22 protein-coding genes are annotated in these 24,319 nt (G+C 72.7%); 7 read left to right on the top strand and 15 right to left on the bottom strand.

Features of this window, described 5'->3' with window-relative positions; translation table 11 throughout:
• Positions 1-43 precede the first annotated feature (43 nt).
• Positions 44-712 (top strand): potassium channel family protein, encoded by a 669-nt coding sequence (locus ACFQSB_RS03825; RefSeq protein WP_354851050.1) that lies wholly within the window; start codon positions 44-46, stop codon positions 710-712.
• On the top strand, positions 712-1,371 hold the full coding sequence (locus tag ACFQSB_RS03820; protein ID WP_354851047.1) for a potassium channel family protein: 660 nt from the start codon (positions 712-714) through the stop codon (positions 1,369-1,371). The genes ACFQSB_RS03825 and ACFQSB_RS03820 overlap by 1 nt, the downstream gene beginning before the upstream one ends.
• A gap of 176 nt (positions 1,372-1,547) precedes the next feature.
• On the opposite strand, the gene ACFQSB_RS03815 is transcribed toward ACFQSB_RS03820, so the two are convergent.
• The 6 genes from ACFQSB_RS03815 to valS all read right to left on the bottom strand — a co-directional run bounded on the left by ACFQSB_RS03815 (position 1,548) and on the right by valS (position 8,097).
• Positions 1,548-2,225, bottom strand: coding sequence for a DUF3159 domain-containing protein (locus ACFQSB_RS03815; RefSeq protein ID WP_380824232.1), 678 nt, complete (start codon positions 2,223-2,225; stop codon positions 1,548-1,550).
• A gap of 74 nt (positions 2,226-2,299) precedes the next feature.
• A complete protein-coding gene (locus tag ACFQSB_RS03810) occupies positions 2,300-2,689 on the bottom strand; it encodes an OB-fold nucleic acid binding domain-containing protein (RefSeq protein WP_354851042.1) in 390 nt (129 codons plus the stop codon).
• Between the two features lie 55 nt (positions 2,690-2,744).
• Entirely contained in the window at positions 2,745-3,413 is a 669-nt protein-coding gene (locus ACFQSB_RS03805) for a DUF3710 domain-containing protein (protein ID WP_380824231.1), read from the bottom strand.
• A 22-nt stretch (positions 3,414-3,435) separates the two neighbouring features.
• Positions 3,436-3,870 carry a dUTP diphosphatase gene (dut, locus tag ACFQSB_RS03800; RefSeq protein WP_354851036.1) on the bottom strand — a complete coding sequence of 145 codons (435 nt, stop codon included), beginning with the start codon at positions 3,868-3,870 and terminating at the stop codon, positions 3,436-3,438.
• 195 nt (positions 3,871-4,065) lie between these two features.
• Positions 4,066-5,385 (bottom strand): AI-2E family transporter, encoded by a 1,320-nt coding sequence (locus ACFQSB_RS03795; RefSeq protein ID WP_380824229.1) that lies wholly within the window; start codon positions 5,383-5,385, stop codon positions 4,066-4,068.
• A gap of 159 nt (positions 5,386-5,544) precedes the next feature.
• The gene (gene valS, locus ACFQSB_RS03790) at positions 5,545-8,097 is read right to left on the bottom strand and encodes a valine--tRNA ligase (RefSeq protein ID WP_380824227.1); all 2,553 of its coding nucleotides are present in this window, start codon (positions 8,095-8,097) and stop codon (positions 5,545-5,547) included.
• Positions 8,098-8,175: 78 nt separating this feature from the next.
• Between valS and ACFQSB_RS03785 the strand changes: the two genes are divergently transcribed.
• Complete coding sequence (locus tag ACFQSB_RS03785) at positions 8,176-8,481, top strand: DUF4235 domain-containing protein (RefSeq protein WP_354851027.1); 306 nt, start codon at positions 8,176-8,178, stop codon at positions 8,479-8,481.
• Positions 8,482-8,505: 24 nt separating this feature from the next.
• Here the strand turns inward: ACFQSB_RS03785 and ACFQSB_RS03780 are convergent, their stop codons facing one another.
• From ACFQSB_RS03780 to ACFQSB_RS03760, 5 genes are all read right to left on the bottom strand, one after another.
• Positions 8,506-9,918: an alpha,alpha-trehalose-phosphate synthase (UDP-forming) gene (locus tag ACFQSB_RS03780; protein WP_354851025.1), complete on the bottom strand. Its 1,413-nt coding sequence runs from the start codon at positions 9,916-9,918 to the stop codon at positions 8,506-8,508.
• A 254-nt stretch (positions 9,919-10,172) separates the two neighbouring features.
• Positions 10,173-11,006, bottom strand: coding sequence for a hypothetical protein (locus tag ACFQSB_RS03775; RefSeq protein WP_354919569.1), 834 nt, complete (start codon positions 11,004-11,006; stop codon positions 10,173-10,175).
• Between the two features lie 16 nt (positions 11,007-11,022).
• Positions 11,023-11,322 (bottom strand): DUF4193 domain-containing protein, encoded by a 300-nt coding sequence (locus ACFQSB_RS03770; RefSeq protein WP_114029376.1) that lies wholly within the window; start codon positions 11,320-11,322, stop codon positions 11,023-11,025.
• 275 nt (positions 11,323-11,597) lie between these two features.
• Positions 11,598-12,875: a sensor histidine kinase gene (locus ACFQSB_RS03765; RefSeq protein ID WP_380824514.1), complete on the bottom strand. Its 1,278-nt coding sequence runs from the start codon at positions 12,873-12,875 to the stop codon at positions 11,598-11,600.
• 416 nt (positions 12,876-13,291) lie between these two features.
• Positions 13,292-13,945, bottom strand: coding sequence for a response regulator transcription factor (locus ACFQSB_RS03760; protein ID WP_354851018.1), 654 nt, complete (start codon positions 13,943-13,945; stop codon positions 13,292-13,294).
• A gap of 324 nt (positions 13,946-14,269) precedes the next feature.
• Between ACFQSB_RS03760 and ACFQSB_RS03755 the strand changes: the two genes are divergently transcribed.
• Positions 14,270-14,434 (top strand): hypothetical protein, encoded by a 165-nt coding sequence (locus ACFQSB_RS03755; RefSeq protein ID WP_354851015.1) that lies wholly within the window; start codon positions 14,270-14,272, stop codon positions 14,432-14,434.
• A 95-nt stretch (positions 14,435-14,529) separates the two neighbouring features.
• On the opposite strand, the gene ACFQSB_RS03750 is transcribed toward ACFQSB_RS03755, so the two are convergent.
• On the bottom strand, positions 14,530-15,345 hold the full coding sequence (locus ACFQSB_RS03750; RefSeq protein WP_380824226.1) for an inositol monophosphatase family protein: 816 nt from the start codon (positions 15,343-15,345) through the stop codon (positions 14,530-14,532).
• Entirely contained in the window at positions 15,342-17,327 is a 1,986-nt protein-coding gene (locus ACFQSB_RS03745; protein WP_380824225.1) for a S9 family peptidase, read from the bottom strand. The genes ACFQSB_RS03750 and ACFQSB_RS03745 overlap by 4 nt, the downstream gene beginning before the upstream one ends.
• Positions 17,328-17,522: 195 nt before the next feature.
• Here ACFQSB_RS03745 and ACFQSB_RS03740 point away from each other — a divergent pair, with 195 nt between their 5' ends.
• On the top strand, positions 17,523-18,485 hold the full coding sequence (locus ACFQSB_RS03740; protein WP_380824224.1) for a ferrochelatase: 963 nt from the start codon (positions 17,523-17,525) through the stop codon (positions 18,483-18,485).
• A gap of 15 nt (positions 18,486-18,500) precedes the next feature.
• Here the strand turns inward: ACFQSB_RS03740 and ACFQSB_RS03735 are convergent, their stop codons facing one another.
• Complete coding sequence (locus ACFQSB_RS03735; RefSeq protein ID WP_380824223.1) at positions 18,501-20,075, bottom strand: lytic transglycosylase domain-containing protein; 1,575 nt, start codon at positions 20,073-20,075, stop codon at positions 18,501-18,503.
• Between the two features lie 134 nt (positions 20,076-20,209).
• On the opposite strand from ACFQSB_RS03735, the gene ACFQSB_RS03730 reads away from it, so the two are divergent.
• Both ACFQSB_RS03730 and ACFQSB_RS03725 read left to right on the top strand, forming a co-directional pair.
• Positions 20,210-21,424 (top strand): MFS transporter, encoded by a 1,215-nt coding sequence (locus ACFQSB_RS03730; protein WP_380824222.1) that lies wholly within the window; start codon positions 20,210-20,212, stop codon positions 21,422-21,424.
• Positions 21,425-21,597: 173 nt separating this feature from the next.
• Positions 21,598-22,878: a D-arabinono-1,4-lactone oxidase gene (locus tag ACFQSB_RS03725; RefSeq protein WP_380824221.1), complete on the top strand. Its 1,281-nt coding sequence runs from the start codon at positions 21,598-21,600 to the stop codon at positions 22,876-22,878.
• A gap of 28 nt (positions 22,879-22,906) precedes the next feature.
• On the opposite strand, the gene ACFQSB_RS03720 is transcribed toward ACFQSB_RS03725, so the two are convergent.
• Positions 22,907-23,881 (bottom strand): hypothetical protein, encoded by a 975-nt coding sequence (locus ACFQSB_RS03720; protein ID WP_380824220.1) that lies wholly within the window; start codon positions 23,879-23,881, stop codon positions 22,907-22,909.
• Between the last annotated feature and the right edge of the window lie 438 nt (positions 23,882-24,319).

Raw genomic sequence — 24,319 nt, 5'->3', positions numbered from 1 at the left:
GTATAACGTCCAGTTGCCGCCTCGATGCCAACGGCGGGGGAGCATGCACATCGTCATCATGGGATGCGGCCGGGTCGGATCGACTCTCGCCCACATCCTCGAGGACAGCGGCCACTCGGTCGCGATCATCGACAGGGACCCGCAGGCGTTCCGGCGGCTGCGCGCCGGGTTCCGCGGGCGCCGCGTCACCGGCGTCGGGTTCGACCGCGACGTCCTGGAGGAGGCCGGCATCGAGTCGGCCGCCGCGTACGTCGCGGTCAGCAGCGGCGACAACTCCAACATCATCTCCGCCCGCGTGGCACGCGAGACCTTCGGCGTGGACAACGTGGTGGCCCGCATCTACGACTCGCGGCGGGCCGAGGTGTACCAGCGTCTCGGCATCCCGACGGTGGCGACGGTGCGATGGACGGCCGACCAGATCCTGCGCCGGGTGCTCCCCGAGGGCGCCGAGCCGCTGTGGCGCGACCCCACCGGCACCGTGACCCTCGCCGAGGTGGCCTACCACCAGGGCTGGATCGGCACCCGCACCAAGAAGGTGCAGGAACTCGCCGCCACCCGGGTCGCCTTCGTCAACCGCATGGGCGAGGCGCTGCTGCCCAAGGACGACACGGTCCTGCAGGAGGGCGACATCCTGCACGTGATCGCCGCCGACACCGACATGGACCGGATCAACAAGGTGCTGTCCTCGGCGCCTGAGGAGGAGTCCCACTGATGCGCGTCACGATCGCGGGCGCGGGGGCGGTCGGCCGGTCCATCGCCGCCGAGTTGCTGGAGAACGGCCACGAGGTCCTGCTCATCGACGCCGACCCGTCGGCCATCAAGATCGACAGCGTGCCGCAGGCCGAGTGGCTGCTGGCGGACGCCTGCGAGATCTCCGCGCTGGACGAGGCGGGGCTGAACGCCTGCCACGTGGTGATCGCGGCGACCGGCGACGACAAGGCCAACCTCGTGGTGTCGCTGCTGGCCAAGACCGAGTACGGCGTGCCGCGCGTGGTGGCCCGCATCAACCACCCGAAGAACGAGTGGCTGTTCAACGAGTCGTGGGGCGTGGACGTCGCGGTGTCCACCCCTCGCCTGCTCTCGGCCCTGGTCGAGGAGGCGGTCAGCGTGGGCGACCTGGTGCGGCTGATGACCTTCCGGCAGGGCCAGGCCAACCTGGTGGAGCTCACGCTCCCCGAGGACGCCCCGGTCGTCGGGCAGCGGGCCGGGTCGGTGCCCTGGCCGCAGGACTCGGCCCTGGTGGCCATCCTGCGCGAGGGCCGGGTGCTGGTGCCTTCGGACGACGATCCGCTGGAGGCCGGGGACGAGTTGCTGTTCGTGGCCAGCCAGGAGGTCGAGGAGGACCTCGCGCACCTTCTGTCCCCGCACTGAGACACCCGCCGAGACCGCAGCGGACGGCCGCGCACCCGCCAGGGGCGCGGCCGTCGCCGTCGCGGCCGTGGGTCGCCGCCGCGGAACGGCCCGCCACGGGAACGGCCGTCCCTGCCCTCGGCGGCGGGGACGGTCGTCGTCCGGACGCCCGCGGAACGGGCCCCGGACGGCGGGGGTCAGGTGCCGGTGGGCGGCGGCGCGGGGCTGATCGGGGTGCGGCCGCGGGCCAGCACCCACACCATGGCGGCCAGCGCGGCCACCTGGACCGGCCAGCCGAGCGCGACCTTCGCCACCCCGAGCGCGGCGACCTGGTCGGCGAAGTAGAGCGGGAGCTGCACCACCACGCGCAGCAGGCAGGGCAGGATGAGCAGCCAGGTCAGCCGCGAGCAGAGCCGGACGATGCCGACGTCGCGCCGCCAGCCGGTCGGGTCGCCGGTCACCGAGCCGATGAGGAACCCGACGACCGGCCAGCGGACGATGATCGACAGCGTCATCGCGGCCGCGTAGGCGGCGTTGTAGAGGATGCCCGGCATGAAGACGTCCTTGGCCTCGCCCGTGCGGGAGGCGAAGAACGCGCCGATGCCGATGCCGACCAGGCTGTTGAGCACGAACTGCGGCGTGGAGCGCTGCGCCAGCCGCACCACCAGCAGCAGGACGGCCGCGCCGATGCTGATGATCAGCGAGGTCTTGAGCTGCTCGGTGACGATCCAGGAGACGGTGAAGGCGATCGTCGGCACGGCCGCCTCGACGATGCCCCGCACGCCGCCGAGCGCCTTGGTGAGCTGGGCGCGGATGGCGGCCTCGACGGTGTCGTGCGCGGCCGCCTCGCGGGCCGTCTCGGAGGACGTGCTCACCGGCGCGCTCCCGTGGCCGGCGCGTCCTTGGGCGGCTGCATGGTCATTGGTCTCCTCGCCTGGGGGAACCGTGGTCACTGGCCGCTCGCCGGCCGCAGCTCGTAACGAGGGTTGAACATCACCTTACGGCCGTCCTGGACGCTGACGAGCCCTTCGGCGCGCACGACGCGCCCCGGCTCGATGCCCACGATCTTCCGTCGGCCCAGCCACACCAGGTCGACCACGTCCGACCCGTCGTACAGCTCGGCCTCGAGGGACGGGACGCCGCCCCGGGGCCGCAGCGTCACCGTGCGCAGGGTGCCCGCGACGCAGAACCTCCTGCGCTGGCCGCAGGAGGCGATGGGCGTCGCCCCGTACTGGTCGAGGTCCTCCTGGAGCTCCGCCGCCTCCAGCTCGGCCTGGCTGGTCGTCAGCCGCCGCAGGAAACCGCGCAGCCCCCGTTTGACGGGCTCTGCCGTACTCATCTCTGTTCACTCCTCGCGAGCCCTGTGGTCCTGACCGTCCTGCCCGCAGCTTACGTCAGCGAGTCTCGCTGATCTCAGGTCCGCGCTCGAACGGATCGAGCGAGGGCCGGCCCTCCTGGGCGGCCTGCTGCTCGACGGCCTGGCGGGCCTCGGCGGGCAGGCGCAGCTCGATGGGCTCCTTGGGCGCCATGGGCAGGTCACCCCGGACGACCACGATGTCGCGCAGGACGTCCTCCAGGGTCTTGGCGACGGCGGGGTCGGCGATGGCCCGGCCGCTGATGACCCCGCGCAGGAACCAGCGCGGGCCGTCGACGCCGATGAACCGGACGGGCTGGGTGGCGCCGTCCTGCATGATCTCGGCGGCCAGCTCGGCGCCGAAGGGGCCCTCGCGCTGCTCGCAGGTGCCCCCGGCGGCGGTCAGCTCGCGCGACAGCTCGCCGCGGACCTCGTCCCAGATGCCGGTCTTCTTGGGCGCGGCGAACGCGTGCACCTGCAGGGCGCTCTCTTCGACCATGACGACGGCGCCGACGATCTGGTCGCCGGCGACGTTGAGCTGGATCTCGAACCCGGAGCCGATGGGCAGGCGCATGCCGCCCAGGTCGACCCGCTCGGTGTCGGGGTGGGGCTCGTCGGCGTCCCACGGTCCCGACTCGCGGACGGGGACCGGCGCCTCGGCGGCCGGTGCCGTCTCCTCTTGCTCCGCATGACGGCGGCGTCGGAACACTTCGTTCACACTCCTTGTCGACTTATCGGCCGGTGGAGCCGAACCCGTCGGCGCCGCGCGCCGACCCGGGAAGCCGCTCCACCTCGTAGAAAGCTGCCTTCTCGACCCGCTGGACGACGAGCTGGGCGATGCGGTCGCCCCTGCGCAGCCGCACGGCGTCCTTGGCGTCGGTGTTGATCAGCGTCACCCGGATCTCGCCGCGGTAGCCGGCGTCCACCGTGCCGGGCGCGTTGACGAGCGTGACGCCGTGGCGGGCCGCGAGGCCGGAACGCGGGTGCACGAAGGCCGCGTACCCGTCCGGCAGCGCGATCGCCACGCCGGTGCCCACGACGGCCCGCTCGCCCGGCAGCAGTTCGACGTCCGCGGCGGCGTGCAGGTCGGCCCCCGCGTCACCCGGGTGGGCGTAGGACGGGAGCGGAAGGCCGGGGTCGAGCCGCTGGATCAGCACCTCGATCATGGATTCACCTCGTGGTCGTGGAGCCGCGCTCGGCTGACGTCGGTGTGACCTCGCCTGCCGGGCCGCCGGGCGCCCACCGGGACCGGCACGCCGGCGCGGCGGCCCGCGGGCGCGCGGGCCAAGCCCTCAGCCTCAAGGTACGCCCTGAAGCGTACCGGGGCGGGCGGGGCGTGCAAGGTGTCACGAACGGAGACCTTACCCGCTGTGCTGCGGCGACACGTCCTCCCCCGCGGCGGGCGCACGGCTCGCGGCGGGCGCGGCCGGTCCGGCGGCCTCGTGCGGCTCCTGCGGCCGGCGCGGCGGGGGCGGATCGGCGGACTCGCGCGGCCGGCGCGGCGCGTCGGGCGCCCCGGGCTCGGCGGGCTTTGTGGGTTTTGTGGGCTCGGCGGGCTCGGCGGGCTCGGCGGGCTTCCCGGGCTGGGCGGGCTCCTGTGGCGCGGCGGGCCCGGCCGGCGGCTGCGGCCCGGGCGGCTCGTGCGGGGCGGCGGGCGGCAGCTCACGCGGGCTCCTGCGCAGCTCCGGCAGGGCGCGGTAGACCACGGCGGCGATCGGCACGGCGATCGCCGCGCCGGCGATGCCGCCGAGGATGCCGCCGATCGCGAGCACCAGGATGATCGCCAAGGGGTGGAACTTCACGGCCCGCCCGACGATCATCGGCTGGAGCACGTGGTTCTCCAGTTGCTGCTCGACGAGCAGGATGCCGATGAAGACCAGGGCGAAGATGGGCCCCTGCGCGCCGAGGGTCACCAGGGCGGCCAGGCCCCCGGCGATGAAGATGCCGATGATCGGGATGAAGCTCGCCAGGAAGATCAGGACCGCGAGCGGCGCCCACAGCGGCACCCTCATGGCGAACAGCACGATGCCGATGATCACGCCGTGGATGGCGGCCACGATGACCGTGCCGTGGATGTACTGCGAGAGGGTGTGCCAGGCTGCGCGGCCGGCGCGGTCGACCCGGGGCGCGGCCGAGCCGAAGCCGCGCAGGAACCACGACCAGATGCGGTCGCCGTCCTTGAGCATGAAGAAGGTGACGAACAGCAGCAGCACGATGGAGGCGAGGACCTCGATGAAGACCGCCGCCGTGGACAGCAGCGCTCCGGTGAGCGCGCTGCGCTGGGCGTTGACCTGCCGGATGATCTCATCCAGCATGCCGGTGAGCTGGGCCTCTTTGAGGTGGAACGGTCCGGTGAGCAGCCAGCCCTGCACGTCGCGGGTGGTCTTCTGGATCTGCGCGATCAGCCCGGGGAACTCGTCGTTGGCCCGGGTGCCGATGATGAACCCGACGGCGACCAGCAGGGCGAGGGCGGACAGCATGGTGACCCACGTCGCCCCGATGGGGCGCAGGCCCGCCTTGCGCAGCCGGTCGGTGAGCGGGTAGAGCAGGGCGGTCAGCAGCAGCGCCACCGCCAGGGGCAGCGCCACGAAGCTGAGGTGGACGATGATCTGCGCCGAGAAGTAGATCACCACGCCGATGACGATCAGCCGCCAGCTCCAGGCCGCCATGGCGGAAAGCACCGGTGGCACAGTGCGCCCGTCAGTCTCCCGTTCCGCGATCACCACTACAGACTGGCACGCCGGGCGGCCGAACGCGCGCAGGTTACGGCCGGGTTCAAGGGACGGCCTGGTCTCCCCCGCCGAAGGCCACCCGATATGCCCGTCTCGCTGGTGAATGGGTCACCCGGCGGCGGCCTCGGCGAGCGTGACCGTCACCTCCGGCTCACCGTCGGCGGAGCCGAGGACGAACTCCTCGACCGCTCCGGCCGCGCACAGGTCGTCCTGCCCGTGGCGCACCAGCTCGACCGCGGCGCCGTGGACGTCCAGCCGCGCCACCTCCGCGCGCATGGACAGCTTGGCCGCGGACTTGGCCTTGCGGACCTCGCGCAGCACCTGCGACACCGCGGCCAGGACCCGCGCGTCGCCGGAGGCGTCCAGTTCGCCGGCCGACGGCCAGGCGGCGCGGTGCACCGAGCCCTCCCGCCACCAGGACCAGACCTCCTCGGTGACGAACGGCAGGAACGGCGCGAACAGCCGCAGCATCACCTGGAGCGCCTGCCGCAGCGCGGCGCGGGCCGACACCGCTCCGGCGTCGTCCCCGTAGGCGCGGGACTTGACCAGTTCGAGGTAGTCGTCGCAGAACTCCCAGAAGAACCGCTCGGTGGCCTCCAGGGCGCGGGTGTAGTCGTAGGACGCGAAGGCGGCCGTGGCCTCCTCCACCACCCCGGCCAGCCGGGCGAGCATCGACCGGTCGAGCGCCTCGGTGACCTGCTCCCCCGCCGCCTCGCCCAGGCCGAGCACGAACTTGGAGGCATTGAGGATCTTGATGGCCAGGCGGCGGCCGACCTTGATCTGCCCGGTGTCGAAGGCCGTGTCGGTGCCCGGACGGCCGCCGGCGGCCCAGTAGCGGACCGCGTCGGAGCCGTACTCGCGCAGCAGGCCCATGGGCGTGACCACGTTGCCCTTGGACTTGGACATCTTCTTGCGGTCGGGGTCGAGGATCCAGCCGGCGATCGCGGCGTCGCGCCAGGGCAGCACGCCGCTCTCGAGGTGCGCCCGGACCACCGAGGCGAACAGCCACGTGCGGATGATCTCGTGGGCCTGCGGCCGCAGGTCCATGGGGAACACCCGCCGGTACAGGTCGTCGTCGCGCTCCCAGCCCGAGACGATCTGCGGGGTCAGCGAGGAGGTGGCCCAGGTGTCCATGACGTCGGGGTCGGCGGCGAAGCCGAAGGGCTTGCCCCGCTGGTCCTCGGCGTAGCCGGGCGGCACGTCGCTCGAGGGGTCGACCGGCAGGGCGTCCTCGGGCGGCACGATCGGCGCGTCGTGGATGGGCAGGCCCTCGGAGTCCAGCGGGTACCACACGGGGATGGGCACGCCGAAGAACCGCTGCCGGGAGATCAGCCAGTCTCCGGCCAGGCCCTGCACCCAGTTCTCGTAGCGCACCCGCATGTGCGGCGGGTGCCAGCGCAGCTCGCGCCCGCGTTCGAGCAGCGCCGACCGCAGCCGGGGATCGCGCCCGCCGTTGCGGATGTACCACTGGCGGGTGGTGACGATCTCCAGCGGCCGGTCGCCCTTCTCGTAGAACTTGACCGGGCGGGAGACCTTGCGCGGCTCCTCCTCCAGCTCCTCGGTGTCCCGCAGCAGTTGGACGACGCGCTCGCGGGCCGAGTGGGTCGTCAGGCCGGCCAGCAGGGCGTAGGTCTCGGCGGGGACACCCTCGGGCGGATCGGCCAGCATGCGGCCGTCCCAGCCGATGACCGGGCGGGCCGGCAGGTCGAGCTCGCGCCACCAGACGACGTCGGTGAGGTCGCCGAAGGTGCAGATCATCGCGATGCCGGAGCCCTTGTCGCGCTCGGCCAGCCGGTGGGCGAGCACGGGCACCTGGACGCCGAACAGCGGCGTGAGCACCGTCTTGCCGAACAGGGGCTGGTAGCGCTCGTCGTCGGGGTGGGCGACCAGGGCCACACAGGCCGGGATCAGCTCGGGGCGGGTGGTCTCGATGGCGACGCCGTCGGCGTACGCGGTGCCGGGGACCCCGCCGAACCGGATGCGGTGGAAGGCGCCCGGCCACTCGCGGTCCTCCAGCTCGGCCTGGGCGACGGCCGTGCGGAAGGTCACGTCCCAGAGGGTGGGCCCCTCGGCGACGTACGCCTCGCCGCGCGCCAGGTTGCGCAGGAACGCCCGCTGGGAGGCGGCCCGGGAGGCCTCGTCGATCGTGGCGTAGGTCAGCGACCAGTCGACCGAGAGCCCGAGGTGGCGCCACAGCTCTTCGAAGGCCTTCTCGTCCTCGGTGGTCAGCTGCTCGCACAGCTCGATGAAGTTGCGCCGCGAGACGGGGACCTGGCGCTTGGGGTCGGGCTTGCCGGGCGGGCGGAAGCCGGGGTCGTAGGGCAGCGAGGGGTCGCAGCGCACGCCGAAGTGGTTCTGCACGCGGCGCTCGGTGGGCAGGCCGTTGTCGTCCCACCCCATGGGGTAGAACACCTCACGTCCGCGCATGCGCTGGAAGCGGGCGATCGTGTCGGTGTGGGTGTAGGAGAAGACGTGGCCGACGTGCAGGGCGCCCGAGACGGTCGGCGGCGGGGTGTCGATGGAGTACACCTGCTCGCGGGTCTTGGCCCGGTCGAAGCGGTAGGTGCCCTCGGCCTCCCAGCGGGCCGCCCATACCGGCTCCAGGCCATCGAGAGAGGGCCTTTCGGGGACGGTGACATGGCGCGGTCGCTGTTGGGTCATGGCGCCCTATGGTATGGCGTCACCCCGCCCTCCGGCACGAGGGGCTAGGGTTCATCTAGATCGACGAGGGGAGAAGTCATGGCCAAATCAGACGAGGTCGAGAAGCCCGACATGGCGTGGCGGCTCATCGGCGCGGTGGTCGCGCTGGGCGTCGGGTACGCCACCCGCAAGGCCATCGAGATCGGCTGGCAGAAGACCACCGGCAAGAAGCCGCCTGCCGACCCCAACTCGCTGGAGACCAGCCTCGCCGAGGCGGTGGGCTTCGCGGTGGTGCTGGGCGTGGGCATGGAGGTCGCCCGCATCGTGGTGACGCGCTCGGCCCACAAGAGGTACCGGGCGTGGAAGGCCATCCCCGAGAAGGCCGAGCGCGTCGTCAGGTCGTAGGGCGGTCGTCAGGTCGTAGGGCGGTCAGCGCTCCAGGGCCGCCAGGAACTCCCCCGCCCACCGGTCGACGTCATAGGTGGCGACGCGGCGGCGCATGGAGCGCATCCGCCGCGACAGCTCGTGCGGGGTGGCCCGCATGGCGGCGACCATCTGCCGCTTGAGCCCCTCGACGTCGTAGGGGTTGACCAGGAAGGCGTGCTTGAGCTCGTCGGCCGCGCCCGCGAACTCGCTGAGCACGAGCGCGCCCCGCAGGTCGTGCCGGCAGGCGACGTACTCCTTGGCGACCAGGTTCATGCCGTCGCGCAGCGGCGTGACCACCATGACGTCGGCGGCGCAGTACAGAGCGGCCAGCTCTTCGCGGTCGTAGGACTGGTGGAAGTAGTTCAGCGGCGGGACGCCGAGCACGCCGTGCTGGCCGTTGATGCGCCCCACCCGCAGCTCGATCTCGTCGCGCAGGGCGCGGTAGCTCTCGACCCGCTCGCGGCTGGGCGTGGCGATCTGGACGAACACCGCCTCGCCCGGGCTGATCGTCTTGTCGGCGAGCAGCTCGCCGAAGGCCTTCAGCCGCTGGCCGATGCCCTTGGTGTAGTCGAGCCGGTCGACGCCGAGCAGGACGTGCTCCGGCTCGCCCAGTTCGGCGCGGATCTCCTTGGCGCGGGCCAGGATGTGCGGCTCGCGCACCAGGGAGTCCAGCTCGCCGAAGTCCACCGAGATCGGGAACGCCTCGGCGCGGACGGTGCGGTCGCCGACGAAGATCTCCTGCCGCTGGTTCTGCAGGCCGAGCTGGCGGCGGCACAGCCGGATGAAGTTGGAGGCGCCGCCGGGCCGCTGGAAGCCGACCAGGTCGGCGCCGAGCAGCCCTTCGAGGATCTCGCGCCGCCAGGGGAGCTGCCAGAACAGCTCGGCGGGCGGGAAGGGGATGTGCAGGAAGAAGCCGATGCGCAGGTCGGGCCGCAGGGCCCGCAGCATCGAGGGGACGAGCTGGAGCTGGTAGTCCTGGATCCAAACAACGGCGTTCTCGGCCGCGGCGTCGGCGGCGGCCCGCGCGAACCTCTCGTTGACCGCGCGGTAGGCGTCCCACAGCACGCGGGAGAAGACGGGCGTCGCCACGACGTCGTGGTACAGCGGCCACAGGGTCGCGTTGGAGAACCCCTCGTAGTAGAGCTCGACCTCGCCGGCCGAGAGCGGGACGGGGATGAGGTTCATGCCGTCGTGCTCGAAGGGCTTGAGCTCCTCGTCGGGAGCCCCGTGCCAGCCCAGCCACGCGCCGTCGCGGCGTTGCATCACGGGCGCGATCGCCGTGACCAGGCCCCCGGGACTGCGCCGCCAACTGGCGGTGCCGTCCGCCGTGATGGTCCTGTCCACGGGCAACCGGTTCGCGACGATCAGAAACGAGCTGCGCACACGTCCTCCCTCGTTGCCTTGTGATCGGTCCATGACCACCATACGAAACCGGGTGTGGCTCTCTGTACGGGGCCTCAGGTGGCGGGCGTCACAGGCGGGCGACGGCGCGGGGCGCGACGAGAGAGATCGACCGGCTCGCGGGGGTCACGGCGAGGGGGTGCGGAGCGGCGCCGGGGCCGGGGGTCAGGGGGCCGGCGGTGCGGAGGGCCGTTCGGTGCCCGGGGAGGTGGAAGAGCGCGGCGCCGTCGCGGTGAGGGGAAGGACGCCGGCCGGGGGGTCGACGGGGGTCAGTCGGTGATGGAGGAGCGCTGGTCGGGGGCGGGGAGGGCGAGCTGGCGGCCGAGGTCCTTGCGGACGGCCTCGGCGAGGCGCTTCGTGGCGGCCCTGTTGAGGGCGCCTCCGGCGACGGCGCCGGTCAGGAACGGCCCTAAGGTGGTCAGGTGGCGGCCGAGCGTGCGCATCAGCCGGTTGCGCAGGGCGGCCTTGGCGGCGGCGCCGAGGGCCACCTGCACCGACGCGGGGGCGAGCGGGTCGACCCCTCGCTGCTTGGACCAGGCGACGGTGAACGCCATCGCCCGCTGGCTGCCGCTGCCCGGCACCTGCACGCCGTACACCTCGTACAGCTCGGCGATGAGCTTGACCTCGATGGCGGCGACGACGAGCGTCTCGGCCACGAGCTGCGCGGGCGCCGACAGCAGCAGCGGCGGCGCGGCGAACTCGGCGGCGGCCAGAACCCCGCCGACCGCTCCCACCGCCATCGTCGCCTTGCCCGCGGTGCGCACCAGGTCGTCGGCGAGCGCGTCGCCGGACAGGCCGTAGTGGTGCTCCTGCAGCGTCGCCAGGTCGCGGATCGGCAGGCGCGGCGCGATCGCGGCGAACATGTCGGCGAGCCAGCGGCCCCGCGCGGCGCCCGACCTGCGGGCCCGCTTCTGGGCCGTCATGAGCGCCGCGCTGAGGCGGCCGAGCAGCCGTCGCCGCTCGGCCCCGTCAATGTCGCCGCCGCCGGAAAGCTTGCCGACGAGCTCGGCGACCTCGGCTTCCGCTCCGGTCTGGTCCCCCGGGGGCGGGAGCTCCGGCCGCCCGGGCTGGTCCTGCGGTGTTCGATCCGTTCCAGATGTCACGGACCCTCCAAGAGTCTCAGGCGGCGCATTCCCGGCAGATCTGCTGCCCGCCCTTGTCAGAGGCGAGCTGGCTGCGGTGATGCACCAGGAAGCAGCGCGAGCAGGTGAACTCGTCCGCCTGCCTGGGGATCACCCGGAGCGAGAGCTCCTCGTTGGACAAGTCGGCACCGGGAAGCTCGAGCGACTCGGCCAGATCGGTCTCGTCGATGTCGATGCTGCCGGAGGACTTGTCGGTCCGCCGCGCCTGGAGTTCCTGGAGGCTGTCCTCACTCAGGTCGTCGTCGGTCTTGCGCGGGCTGTCGTAATCGGTGGCCATTTGCGTATTCATCCCCCTCATCTATTGCGTGCGCGTCGCGCGTCGCGCGTCTGTAACGTCTGGGCGATCCATCTTGTGCCCGCATCTCTCGGGGAATTTTGCAATCGGTACCCCGTCGGAACGGTGGACGAACCTCCTGACACGTGAGGGTCTTGCCGCCTTCGCCGCACGGTTAGCCAAATATGGCGAAAACCTAAGCATTGGCGACAGGACCCACCGTGTTCGACGGCACATCCAACCACATGTCTGGCGCGAACGAGACGCCCCCCGCCGTATCAGCCCGCCGGAAGTCTCACCGTCATCACCAGTCCCCCGCCTTCCCTGGGGATCGCCTTCACGGTCCCCTGGTGAGCGCGGACGACCGCGCGCACGATGGACAACCCGAGCCCCGCACCGCGCGCCGATTCCACGCGGTCGGAGTGCAGGCGCCTGAAAGGTTCGAACAGGTCGTCCACCTCGTACGCGGGAACGTGCGGCCCGGTGTTGGCCACCTGAACAACCGGAGTGCCGTCCACCATTCCCGTACGGAGCCAGACTTCTCCGGACTCGCCGATGTTGTGCTTGATCGCGTTCTCCACCAGGTTGGCGACCAGGCGTTCGAGCAGCACCGGGTCCCCCATCGTGGGCGCGGGGCGCAGGTCGGCGTGCACGCTCACCTGCGTCTCCTCGGCGAAGGACGCGTGCTGCTCGACCACGGTCTGCCCGACGTCGCGCAGGTCGACCGGCTTGCGGGTGGCGAGCTCCCGTTCGCTGCGGGCGAGCAGCAGCAGACCCTCGATGAGGTGCTCGTTCCTGGCGTTGGTGCCCAGCAGGGTGCGCCCGAGGACCTTCAGGTCCTCCGAGGCGCGCGAGTCGCCGAGCGCGACCTCCAGCACGGTGCGGTTGATCGCGAGGGGCGTGCGCAGCTCGTGGGAGGCGTTGTCCACGAAGCGCCGCTGGGCGTCGAAGGCCCGGTTGAGCCGGGTGAGCATCGCGTCGAAGGTGTCGGCGAGCTCCTTGATCTCGTCGTTGGGGCCCTGGAGGTCGATGCGCTCGTGCGCCAGCGAGGTCTCCGACAGCCGGCGCGCGGTCGTGGTCATCTTCTGGATCGGGCGCAGCGCCCGGTCGGCCACGAAGTAGCCGAACAGCAGCGCCAGGATGCCCACGCCGCCGAGGGCCAGCAGCGACCTGATCAGCAGTTGGTGCCGGGCGGCGGTGATCGTGTCGGCGCGGAAGTTCGCCCATTTGTCCTGGAGGATGGCGGCGTAGTCGGGCCGGACGTTCTCCAGGTCGAACGGGAAGGCGGGCCAGGAATCCCAGATCGCCTTGCCGACGAAGGAGTAGATCACGAAGAGCAGCAGGGCGCCCGCGGCGAAGAACAGCGCGCCGTAGGTCAGCGTCAGCCGCACCCGGATGCTCATGCGCCCGGTGACCCGCCTCAGCCGGGCCAGGAGGTGCTCGGCGACCGGTCTCGGGGCGATGGGCGGCGGCCCGTCCCAGGCGGGCGGCCCGCTCGGCGGCGGAGGCGCCGCCTTGGGGCGGAACGGCTGGCGGCCGCCCTCGGACGACAACACCTCGCTCCGCCGGCCGCCTCCCCAGGCGGCCTGCGTCTTGTCGGGCTGCGCGGGGACGCGGGGGCCCGGCTCGGCGGCGCCCGCCGAGGACGAGGGCTGGGCGACGGGGGTGGCCGTGGCCGCGCGCGGCGGTGAGCCCGCCGGCCGCTGCCCCGCCGCCGTGCCCTGCCCGCCCGCGCGGACCGGCGCCGCGTTCTGGGCGCGCTCGCGGACCGGTGCGGCCTTCTGGGAACCCGTGCGGACCTGCGCGGCGTTCTGGGCGCCCGCGCGGACCGACAGGGCCGCCGGTCCCGGCGCGGCGCCGGCGTCCTCGGCGCCCGCGGGCAGCGGGGAACCGGGCGGGACGATGACCGGCTGGGGGGCGGCGAAGGTGGGACGCCCGGCCTCGGCGTCCCGCGCCGCGTCGTGTTCGTCGCTCACAGCTTGTAACCCACTCCCGGCACCGTCTCGATCACCGCCGGCTCGCCGAGCTTCTTGCGCAGCGTCATCATCGTGACCCGCACCACGTTGGTGAAGGGGTCGATGTTCTCGTCCCAGGCCTTGTCGAGCAGGTCCTCCTGGCTGACGACGGCGCCCTCGGCCCGCATCAGCTCCTCAAGGACGGCGAACTCCTTCTTGGTCAGCGCGATCTCGTTGCCGTCCCTGGTGACCAGGCGCTTGCCCGGGTCCAGGCGGACGCCCGAGCGCTCCAGCACCGGCGGCAGCGCCGGCGCGGAGCGGCGGCCGAGCGCCCGCACGCGGGCCACCAGCTCCATGAAGGCGAACGGCTTGGCCAGGTAGTCGTCGGCGCCGAGTTCCAGGCCCTCGACCTTGTCGTCCACCTCGCCCGACGCGGTGAGCATCAGGATGCGCGAGGCGGTGCGGCCGGCCACCAGGCGCCGGCACACCTCGTCCCCGTGGATCTTCGGCAGGTCGCGGTCCAGCACGATCACGTCGTAGTCGATGTACCCCGTGCGCTCCAGCGCGCCGGCGCCGTCGTAGGCGACGTCGACGGCCATCGCCTCCCGGCGCAGCCCCGTCGCGATCGCATCCGCGAGCACCCGCTCGTCTTCCACCACAAGCACTCGCACGGCCCTGGCACCTCCTGCTAGTCGCGACCTCGCGCGATCGGTCATTGCTCCACGGCCGGGCGGTTGCGCTTCCCGCGCCCGTGGCCGTACCCCGCGCAGGCCCATTCTTGCCACATCCGGCTTAAGCGCATGGTAAGCACTCCTCCACCGTGCGCCGGACGCGTGACATAAAGCACACCCTGGACATAAGGCATGGCGGGTTTAAGCGCGACAGAGCGGTGGGTAGACCCGCAAGACCCACTCACACGGCCGGGGAAGACCTTGTGCTCTCCCCAGGCGGTAGGTGGCCACACTGCTCCTTCGCCCCTCGAGAAAGAAGGTGAGATGGGCGAGTTCACCAGCACGATCACATACCGGCTCGACCAGGCCTATAAAGGTCTCCAGGAGGCGCGCACGAGCGGCGACGACTTCCTCGCCGACACTCTCACCGCCGAGATAGAGGATCTGCGCCGGATCGCCGTCGACAACGGCGTGCCGATCCAGACCTGACCGGCCTCCTCGCCCACGGCGCCGGGCCCGCCCCCCACCCATGGGGCGGGCCCTTCGCATGCCGGGGAGCCGCGCGGACGTCCGGCGGCGCCGGGCTACAGGTCGCGCTCGGGGTTCAGCGGGACGAGCAGGTCGTGCAGGTCCTGGAACAGGCCGGGCGCCGCGCACAGCGTCAGTTTGCGGCTCTGCGGCCGCCCGTTCAGCCCGCCGATCCTGGCCCCCGCCTCGACGGCGATCAGGCCGCCGGCCGCGAAGTCCCAGATCTGCGGGCCTCGCTCGTAGTACCCGTCCACCCGCCCGGCCGCGACCGAGCACAGGTCCACCGCGCACGACCCGCCCCGGCGGATGTCGCGCACCACCGGCAGCACCCGTGTCAGCACCTCGGCCTGGACGGCCCGCCGCTCGGGCAGGTAGCCGAACCCGGTGGCGATCAGCGCCTCGGCGAGCGGCACCCCGGCGGTGCAGCGCAGCCGCTCGGCCGCGACGCCCTCGCGCAGCAGTTCGGCCCCGCCGCCCTTGGCCGCCGCGTACAGCTCGCCGCGCGGCGGCACGTTCACCACGCCGGCGACCACCTCCCCGTCGACCTCCACGGCGATGCTGACCGCCCAGTCCGGCAGGCCGTACATGAAGTTGACCGTGCCGTCGATGGGGTCGACGATCCAGCGGACGCGGCCTTCCCCGGTCTCGGCGCCCGCCGTCTCGCCCTCCTCCTCGCCGAGGAAGGCGTCATGCGGCCTTTCGGCCCTGACCCGCTGCCTGATCAGCTCCTCGGAGGCGCGGTCCAGGGCGGTGACCACGTCGGTCCTGCTGGACTTGGTCTCGATCGCCTCCGGGCGCGCGGTGCGCTTGGCGAGCAGCATGTCCCCCGCCTCGCGCGCGATGTCGGCGGCCAGCCACAGGAAGTCGGTCATGCCACCGACTCCGGGCGCTTCCACTTCTCGCCGAGCACATGCTGACCGAGGAAGGCCAGCACGGTCTCGTACCAGGCGACCGCGTTGCCCGGCTTGAGGATCCAGTGGTTCTCGTCGGGGAAGTACAGGAACTTCGACTCCACCTGCGACCTGCGCAGGTCCCACCACAGGCGCAACGCCTCGCCGATCGGCACGCGGTAGTCCTTGTCGCCGTGGATCACCAGCATCGGGGTGGTGATCTCGCCGAGCCAGTGGTGCGGCGACAGCTCCCGGTACAGATCGGCGCCGACCGGGCCGAACTCCCGCTCCCAGTAGTCGGAGGCGTCGGTGGTGCCGGCGAACTGCTCGAGGTTCCACAGCGAGGCGTGCGTCACGACGGCGCGGAACCTGTCGGTGTGCCCGGCGATCCAGTTGGCCATGTAGCCGCCGAAGGACCCGCCCATCATGCCCGTGCGCCCGCCGTCGATGTCCGGGCGGGCGACGCACGCGTCGGTGACCGCCATCAGGTCGGCATGGGTGCGCGGGCCCCACTTGCCCCAGCCGCGCGCGATCATGTCCTGCCCGTACCCGGTGGACATGCACGGGTCGGGCATCAGGACGGCGTAGCCGTGCTCGGCCATGATCCAGGGATTCCAGCGCCACATCCAGTCGTTCCAGCTCGCCATCGGGCCGCCGTGGACCCACAGCAGCAGCGGCGCGGGGTTGTCCGCCGAGGCGCCGGCGGGCAGCGCGAGCCAGGCCCTGATCTCCACGCCGTCGTCGGCGACCGCGGACACCTCGGTGAGCGTCCCGGGGATCTCGACCTTCGGCGCCGGGGACGGCAGCTCGGTGATCTCGCCGCTCCCCAGGTCGATGGCGACGGGGGCGGGCGGGGCGTCGGGGAAGCTGCGCAGCGCGTACAGGCGCCGCCCGTCGGGCGAGGGGCACAGCTCCTGGTAGGCGCCGTCGGGCGGGGTGAGGCGCTCGTGCTCGCCGGACAGGCCCACCTTGAAGATCGGACGCCTGCCGTGGTCGTCGGCGGCGACGTAGAGCGAGCCCGAGTCGGGCGCCCAGGCGAGGCCCGCGGCCGGCAGGGCGACGGTGCTCGCCTGCCCGCCGTCATGCCCGGCGTCCAGGGGACCGATCCACACCGTGTACTCGACCGGCCGGTCCACGGCGCCGGGGCGCATCATCAGGCAGGCGACGTGACGGCCGTCCGGGGAGACGGTCACCAGTCCCGCGACCTCGAGGGCGGGGTCGGACACCAGGGTGCGCCGCTCGCCGGTGGCCACGTCGATCGCCACCAGCTCGAACCGGACGCCGCCGGTCGGCAGCGGCACGCCCCAGGAGGTGACGACGGTGGAGCCGTCGGGGGTGAGCGCGAAGGAGACCTCCTGCAGTGCGCCACCCGGGTCGGGGGTCAGATCGCGCGGCTCGGCGAGCGCCGGGAGCGCGGCGGCGAACAGCCGCGTCCGCGCGGGGCCGAGGTCGTGGTCCCAGAAGCGGACGGGGTATCCCTCGTGCAGGACCGCGCTGACCCCGGCGTCCTTCCTGGCCTTGCGGCGCTCGGCCTCGGAGGCGGCGTCGCCGTCGAGCACGTCCGCGGTGAAGACCACGCCGTCGCCGGCGGTCTCGACGGCGCCGATGCCGCCGGGCCGGTCGGCCACCCTGCGCGCCTCGCCGCCCTTGGCGGGCAGCAGCCACAGCGCGGGCACCTCGTCCTCGGGCTGGTCCTTGACGTCCGGGTCGGGACGCCGCGACACGAACAGCAGGTCGCCGTCCCGGGTGAACCGGGCGCCGGTCTCCCCCTTGGCCGAGCGGGTCAGCCGGAACGCCTCACCCTCGGGCTCGACCGGCACCTGCCAGATGGAGGTTCCGTAGGACTTCCCATCGGGGTTCAGCGACTGGACGACGGACACCAACCGGGACCCGTCCGGGGACAGTTGCAGCGACAGCACTCGGGGAATGGCGACAAATTGGCGTATGTCCTTGAAGAGGCTCACTTCCCCGAACCTACCCCCCTCTCCCGCCGCCGCCCCAACACCACACCCACCCCACCTCGCGCCGGCGCCGCAGAGCCTGCCCTTCGCGCCTCGCGCCGCCGCACACCCCTCCCTCCGTGCCTCGCGCGGGCGCCGCCTCGCCTTCGCACGGTGCTCGCCGACACCGCATCCCGCGCGATGGGGTTGGATGGAGGCATGGCTCGTTACGACGCGTTGCTGATCGTCTCCTTCGGCGGGCCCGAGAAGCCCGAAGACGTCATGCCGTTCCTTGCGAACGTCGTCCGCGGCCGGGGCGTCCCCCGCGAGCGGCTGCTGGAGGTGGAGGCCCACTACCAGGGCTTCGGCGGGGTCAGCCCGATCAATCAGCAGTGCCGCGACCTGATCGAGGCGCTGCGCCCCGAGGTGGACCTGCCGATCTACTGGGGCAACCGCAACTGGCACCCGTTCCTGCGCGACACGCTGGGCAAGATGGCCGCCGACGGCGTCACCCGCGCGGCGGCCTTCATCACCGCCGCCTACAGCTCCTACTCCAGCTGCCGTCAATATTTGGACGACATCGCCCGGGCCAGGGCCGAGGTCCCCGGCGCTCCGGAGATCGTCCGGCTGCGCCACTACTACGACCACCCCGGCTTCATCGCCGCGATGACCGACCACACCCGCGAGGCCGTCGAACGGCTCCCCCAGGAGCACCGCGACGCCGCCCGGCTGGTCTTCACCGCCCACAGCATCCCGGTGTCCATGGCCGCCTCCTCCGGCCCGTCCGGCGGGGCGTACGAGGCCCAGTTGCGCGCCGCCGCCGCGCTGGTCGCCGGCGACCGGCCGTGGGACCTGGTGTGGCAGAGCCGCAGCGGCCCGCCCCAGGTGCCGTGGCTGGAACCCGACGTGTGCGACCACCTCGCCGCCCTGCACGAGGGCGGCACGAGCGCCGTGGTGCTGGTGCCCATCGGGTTCGTCTCCGACCACATGGAGGTCGTCTACGACCTCGACACCGAGGCCGCCGCCGTCGCCCGCGACCTCGGCATGCACCTCACCCGCGCCGCGACGGCCGGCACCCATCCGCGGTTCGTCTCCATGGTCCGCGAACTGCTGGACGAACCCGAGCCCGCGGCCTGCCTCGCCACCTGCTGTCCCGCCCCCCGCCCCCGCCCCCACGCGTAGGCGCGGACCTCGCGCTCAGGCGTAGGCGCGGGCGTAGGCGTCGGCGATGCCGAGGACCTTGTTCACGTAGTCCCAGGAGTGGTTGTAGCGGAAGACCGCCGAGCGGAGCTTCGCGCCGCCCTGCCCGGCGCCGTTGGCGCACAGGTAGCGGGCGGCGCCGGGCACGGCGTCGTACGGGCTCCAGATGTCGGACCTGCCGTCCCCGTCGCCGTCCACGCCGTAGGCCTTCCAGGTGGCCGGCATGAACTGCATCGGGCCGAGCGCGCCCGCCGAGGACGGGCCGTTGTTGCGCCCGTGGCCGCTCTCGACCTGCCCGATGGCGGCCAGGACGGTCCACGACAGCCCAGGGCAGCCCTGGGCCGAGAGCTTGTAGAGGTCCAGGTAGCCGGCCGGCCGGCCGACCCGGTAGGTCCCCGGCTGGGCCTGCGCCGTCAGCGGGGCGGTGCTCGGCGCAGCGCTCGGCGCAGCGCTCGGCGGGGCCACCGGCACGGGCGTGCCGGCCGCGCTCCGGGCGCCGACCACCACCACCTGTGCGCCCGCGCCCAGCAGCCGCCTCACCCGCACGCCCACGGCCGCCGCCTTGCCCGCCGGGGTGTGCACGAGAACCGCCACACCGGGGACCAGGCCGAGCGCGCGGCCCACCTCCTTGCCGACCAGCCCGTCGACGCCCGGCAGCCCGAACGGCGCCGACGCGGCGACGCGCAACCGCGAACCGGCGCCCGCCTCGTACTCGCCGCCGAGCTGGAGCAGGTAACGGTCGGCCGTCCTTGACTCGGCGATGAACTCCCCGCGCGCCAGCGCGCTCCACACCTCGGGCTCCTCGGCCACGGCCTTCGGCGCCCACGGGCGGAACTCCGCCGGGTCGACGGCGAGCAGGTTCAGCGTGGCCGTGGAGAAGCGCACCGCCCCGGCGTCGGCCGGCGTCACCTTGCCGACGTACTTCAGCGCGGCGATCCGCCGCAGCGCCGCCTCGGTCACCGGCGCGCGGGCCACGGCGATCAGCCGGGGCGGCGTGGCGGCCACCCGCTGGTACGCCGCCGAGCCGGAGGCGGTCGCCTCGGGATAAGGGGTCGTCGTAGGCCTGGCGGTCGCGTCCGGACCGGTGTTCGCGTCGGGACCAGCGGTCGCGTCCGGACGGGCGTTCGCGTCGGGATCGCGCGTGGGGGTCGTCGTCTTCGGTCCCGTGTCGCTCTTCGGTCCCGCCGTCATGTTCGGTCCCGGACTCGTCCTGGGGTCGACGGTGGTTCTCGGAGCCGCGGGCGTCCTGAGGTCCGGGGTCGCCGTGGGGTTCGCCGTCGTGCTCGGGTCGGCGGTCGTCCTGAGGCCGGTGCCGCCGTCCGGGACGGTGGCGGCGGAGGACGGGAGCGGCGACCCGGCCACGATCGGGCCCGGCGTGAGGACGGGGAACGGCGACACCTGCGTGGACAGGTCGCCGACGCCGGCCAGTTGGGTGCGGGCGGCGGCGGGAACGGCGCCGGCCGTGCCACGGCTGACCAGGAAGGCTCCCCCGGCCGCGACGCCGAGGACGATCAGCAGTGCCAGCCCGGCCATGACGGCGCGCGCCGTCAGCGGCCGAGGGGGAGGGGACACTTGACCCACGTTAGCCCCAGGAGTCCGTATTCGTGTACGTTGCCGGAAAATCACTTGAGCCGCGCTTCGATGGTGCGCGAAGGTGATGCGACACCGTAAGACGTGCGCCGGGGGCGTGCGAAAGGGGCGAGATCGTGGTCGGGCCGTATCGAGATCTGTTCAGCGCGCCCGGCACCAGAGGCTTCGTGATCGCCGGGTTCGTCGGGCGGATGCCCATGTCGATGCTCGGCATCGGCATCGTGCTGCTCATCTCGGCCCTCACCGGCTCGTACGCGACCGCGGGAGCGATCTCGGCGACGGTCGCCATCGCCTACGCGGTCGCCGCCCCGCTGTCCGGACGGCTGGTCGACCGCTTCGGCCAGGCCAGGGTACTCATGCCGCTGGTGCTGCTGCACGGCGCCGCGCTGATCGTGCTCATGCTGTGCACCGCCCTGGGCGCGCCCATGTGGGCGCTGTTCGTGTCGGCCGTGGTCGTCGGCGGCGCCGCGACCTCGCTCGGCTCGATGGTGCGGGCCCGCTGGTCGCACATCCTGGGCCGCTCCGCCAAGCTGCACACGGCGTTCTCGTTCGAGTCGGTGGCCGACGAGGTGATCTTCGTGGCCGGGCCCGCCCTGGTCACCGGCCTGACCACCTTGGTGAACCTGTACGCAGGCCTGATCTTGGCCCTGGTGTCCACCGTCGTCGGCACGGTGGCGTTCTCGCTGCAGCGCGGCACCGAGCCGCCCGTGCGCCCGGCGCACGCGCAGTCCGGCAGCCCGATCACCATCCCCGGCGTCGCGCTGCTGTCGTGCGTGTTCCTGGCGATGGGCGCGGTCTTCGGATCGGTCGACCTGATCACCGTGGCCTTCGCCGAGGACCACGGCGCCAAGGCGGCCTCCGGCCTGCTGCTCGGGTCGTTCGCGGGCGGCAGCATGGTCTCCGGGCTCTGGTACGGGTCGCGGCACTGGCGCATCTCGCTGCGCCGGCGGTTCACGCGCGGCATCGCGGTGTTCGCCGTCGGCCTGACGCCGATCCTGCTGATCGGGGACATCAAGGTCATGGCGATCGCCCTGTTCTTCGCCGGGCTGGCCATCTCCCCCACGATCATCACCGGGTACGCGCTGATCGAGCGGCTGGTGCCGGGTCACCTGCTCACGGAGGGCATGTCGTGGGTGTCCACGGCGGTCGGCTTCGGCGTCGCCATCGGCGCCTGGGCGGCGGGACGGCTGACCGACGCCTTCGGCGCGTCCAACGCCTACGCGTTCTCGTTCGTGTGCGCACTGCTGGCCGTGGCGATCGGCCTCGGCGGCAGCCCCTTGCTGCGCACGCCCGAGGCCGGCCATGCCGAGGCCACCTCCCCCGCCACCTGATCTTCCCCCCACCCTCCGGCCCCCGCGTCCCGTTCGCGTTCGTCGCGGGGCCGCAGCCCGACGGCGGCGCCGGAGCCCGGCGGCGAGGCCGGCGGATCCGGCCGCGGGCGACGCACATGAGAGCCGCTCACATCTCTGGTCTTCGGCGTGCCACGTGGTTATCGTGCTCGTGCATGAAGGCCGTCTTCCGCAACTGGGCCGGCAACCAGTCCGCCGTCCCCGCCGAGGTCCGCACCCCCGCCTCCGCCGGCGAGGTGTCCCAGGCCGTGCGGGACGCCGCCGCGCGCGGCCTGCGGGTCCGCATGGTCGGCACCGGGCACTCCTTCACCGGAGTGGCGATCACCGATGGCATCCTGCTGCGGCCGGACGCGCTCACCGGCGTCCAGGAGGCCGGCGACGGCCGGGTGCGGGTCGCGGCCGGCACGCCGCTGCGCGTGCTGAACGAGGAACTCGACCGGCGGGGGCTCGCGCTCGCCAACATGGGCGACATCACCGAGCAGACCGTCGCCGGCGCGATCCAGACCGGCACCCACGGCACCGGCCGCGACGTCGGCGGCCTGGCCGACCAGGTCACCGAGCTGGAGATGGTGCTCGCCGACGGATCGGTCGTCACGGTGTCCCAGGGTGACCTGTTCGACGCGGCCCGGGTCGGCCTCGGCGCGCTCGGCATCCTCACGGCGGTCACGTTCAAGGTCGAGCCGTCGTTCCTGCTGCGCAGCGACCGGCGGCCCATGGCGCTGGGCGAGATGCTCGACTCCCTTCCGGAGATGACCGGCGAGAACGAGCACCTGGACTTCTTCTGGCTGCCGCACACCGACACCTGCCTCACCAAGCGCAACAACCGCACGCCCGGCCCCGCCGCGCCGCCCGGCGCCTTGCGTCACTGGCTGGACAGCGTCTTCATGGAGAACACGCTCTTCCACGCGCTGTGCGCGGTCGGCGGGCGCTTCCCGGAGGCGATCCCCACGCTGAACGGCATCTCCGCGGGCGCGCTGTCCGCCTCCTGTCACACCGACAAGGCGTACAAGGTGTTCACCAGCGTGCGCAATGTGCGCTTTCTAGAGATGGAGTACGCGATCCCGCGCGAGCGGCTCGGCCAGGCGCTGCGCGAGACCCGCGACCTCATCGAGCTCAGCGACTGGCTGATCACCTTCCCCATCGAGGTGCGGGTCACCCCGCCCAGCGACGCGTGGCTGTCCACGGCGTACGGCAGGGAGTCGGCGTACATCGCCTGCCACGTCTACCGCCCGACGCCCAACCCCGCGTACTTCGAGGGCGTCGAGGCGATCATGACGCGGCTCGGCGGGCGCCCGCACTGGGGGAAGCTGCACACCCGGGACGCCGCCTATCTAGCGACGGTCTATCCGCGTTTCACCGACTTCACGGCCCTGCGCCATGAACTGGATCCGGGCCGCCTGTTCGCCAACGACTACCTGACCGGCGTCCTCGGCTGACGCCGGATCCCGTCACCGCCGGTGGCCCCTACCTGGGAGTGACCGCCGAGCCGTCCGAGGTTCCCGAGGTGCCCGAGGTGCCGGTGCCGGACGTACCGGAGGTGCCGGAGCCTCCGTCCGTCCCGCCCGAGGAGTCTCGCTGACCGCCGGTGTCCTGGTCGGCGGTCGGCCCCCCGGTGGCGCCGCCGGTGCTCTGCGGCGACGCGACGTCCGACGGCTCGACCGACGGCTTCTGCGAGCCTCCGCCGGTCTGCCCTGACTCGTCCGTGGTCGGCTTGGCGGACCCGCCGGCCGAAGGTTCGCCCGCCGGCGCCTTGCCGGATTCCTCTCCGGGAGCGGACGGCGCCGGCGAGGGGTCTTCCCGATCGGACACCGTTCCGCCGAAGCTCGTCCCCGAGCCCTGCGCGCCGTGCACGGTCGCGGTCAGCGGCTTGCCGCTGACCAGCTCGAAGGCCACGATCCCGCCCATGCTCAGCCCGAAGGTGGCCACCGCCGCGGCGATCATCGTCACCCAGAGCGGCCTGCGTCCCGTCTTCCGGTGCGGAGGAAGCGGATCGCCGTCATTCCCGCCGGCCGGGCGGGAGTCCCCGTCGCCCCCGGCCAGCCGGACGGGCTCCCCGTCGCGCCCGCTCAGCCGCACCGGGTCGCCCGCGCCGACGGGCAGATCGGCGGGCCCGTGATCGCGGACGGTGGCGTGCACGGCCGTCGCCAGGCCCTCGTCTCCGGCCCGCGCGACCACCGTCTCCTCGGCCCGCTCGGCCAGTTCGTCGCTCTCCCGCTGCCCGGTGATCAGCGAGTGCGCCTCCAGGAGCCGGTCCTTCGTGCGGTGGATGTAGTGGGTGTAGATCGCGTTGCCGACCGTGGTGCCGGCGCTGGCCAGCGCCGCCCCGATCACCGTCCCGTGGACCCCGAGGAAGGACGCCGCCACGGCCGCCGTGGCCGCCGCCAGTGCACTGCCCGCGATCTGCGGTGCGCTCAGGTCCAGCCCTTGCTTGTCGCCCATCGGTCTCCTCGCCCGCCGTTCGTCGTCCCGCGTCCACGGCGGCCCGCTCCCCCCGGCCTCCCCGCGACGGCGCCGCCGTGGCCGCGCGCGGCACGGGGCGTCTCGGGGCGCGCCGGAGAGATCGGAACACCGCCGCATCGCTTCTATCCGGGATGGAACGAAACAACCATTTCACCCTGTTTTGGCCGGTCAGTCGGCGATCGACCGCTTCTCACCGTCCCCGCTCGCCCGTCCCCCGGCGCACCGCGGGACGGATCGCTCCATGCCGATCCGGTGTCCGTTCAGTGAAGTGGAGGGTGCGGAGTCGCGTGATTCGCGAGAATCTGGGAAGGACGCCTAACCCCGTTTGCTGCATATCGAGCAGCCGGTGGATAGGGTGAATGCGACATTTGAACCGCCTCTCATCGCTTCCCGCGTCTTTGAGGAAGGCGATGTTCG

It is taken from the genome of Sphaerisporangium rhizosphaerae, from assembly GCF_042665155.1.
GTDB classification, from domain to species: Bacteria; Actinomycetota; Actinomycetes; order Streptosporangiales; family Streptosporangiaceae; genus Sphaerisporangium; species Sphaerisporangium rhizosphaerae.
Note: the sequence above shows the minus strand (reverse complement) of the source record. Positions and strands in the feature narration are given on the sequence as shown.

What these genes read in the sequence shown, in the direction of transcription:
- ACFQSB_RS03785 (WP_354851027.1), top strand. Translation starts at nt 8,176, where the DNA reads ATGGCCAAATCAGACGAGGTCGAGAAGCCCGACATGGCGTGGCGGCTC.
- ACFQSB_RS03740 (WP_380824224.1), top strand. Translation starts at nt 17,523, where the DNA reads ATGGCTCGTTACGACGCGTTGCTGATCGTCTCCTTCGGCGGGCCCGAG.
- ACFQSB_RS03810 (WP_354851042.1), bottom strand. Translation starts at nt 2,689, where the DNA reads ATGAGTACGGCAGAGCCCGTCAAACGGGGGCTGCGCGGTTTCCTGCGG.
- valS (WP_380824227.1), bottom strand. Translation starts at nt 8,097, where the DNA reads ATGACCCAACAGCGACCGCGCCATGTCACCGTCCCCGAAAGGCCCTCT.
- ACFQSB_RS03750 (WP_380824226.1), bottom strand. Translation starts at nt 15,345, where the DNA reads ATGACCGACTTCCTGTGGCTGGCCGCCGACATCGCGCGCGAGGCGGGG.
- ACFQSB_RS03725 (WP_380824221.1), top strand. Translation starts at nt 21,598, where the DNA reads ATGAAGGCCGTCTTCCGCAACTGGGCCGGCAACCAGTCCGCCGTCCCC.
- ACFQSB_RS03720 (WP_380824220.1), bottom strand. Translation starts at nt 23,881, where the DNA reads ATGGGCGACAAGCAAGGGCTGGACCTGAGCGCACCGCAGATCGCGGGC.
- ACFQSB_RS03825 (WP_354851050.1), top strand. Translation starts at nt 44, where the DNA reads ATGCACATCGTCATCATGGGATGCGGCCGGGTCGGATCGACTCTCGCC.
- ACFQSB_RS03770 (WP_114029376.1), bottom strand. Translation starts at nt 11,322, where the DNA reads ATGGCCACCGATTACGACAGCCCGCGCAAGACCGACGACGACCTGAGT.
- ACFQSB_RS03820 (WP_354851047.1), top strand. Translation starts at nt 712, where the DNA reads ATGCGCGTCACGATCGCGGGCGCGGGGGCGGTCGGCCGGTCCATCGCC.
- dut (WP_354851036.1), bottom strand. Translation starts at nt 3,870, where the DNA reads ATGATCGAGGTGCTGATCCAGCGGCTCGACCCCGGCCTTCCGCTCCCG.
- ACFQSB_RS03755 (WP_354851015.1), top strand. Translation starts at nt 14,270, where the DNA reads ATGGGCGAGTTCACCAGCACGATCACATACCGGCTCGACCAGGCCTAT.
- ACFQSB_RS03780 (WP_354851025.1), bottom strand. Translation starts at nt 9,918, where the DNA reads ATGGACCGATCACAAGGCAACGAGGGAGGACGTGTGCGCAGCTCGTTT.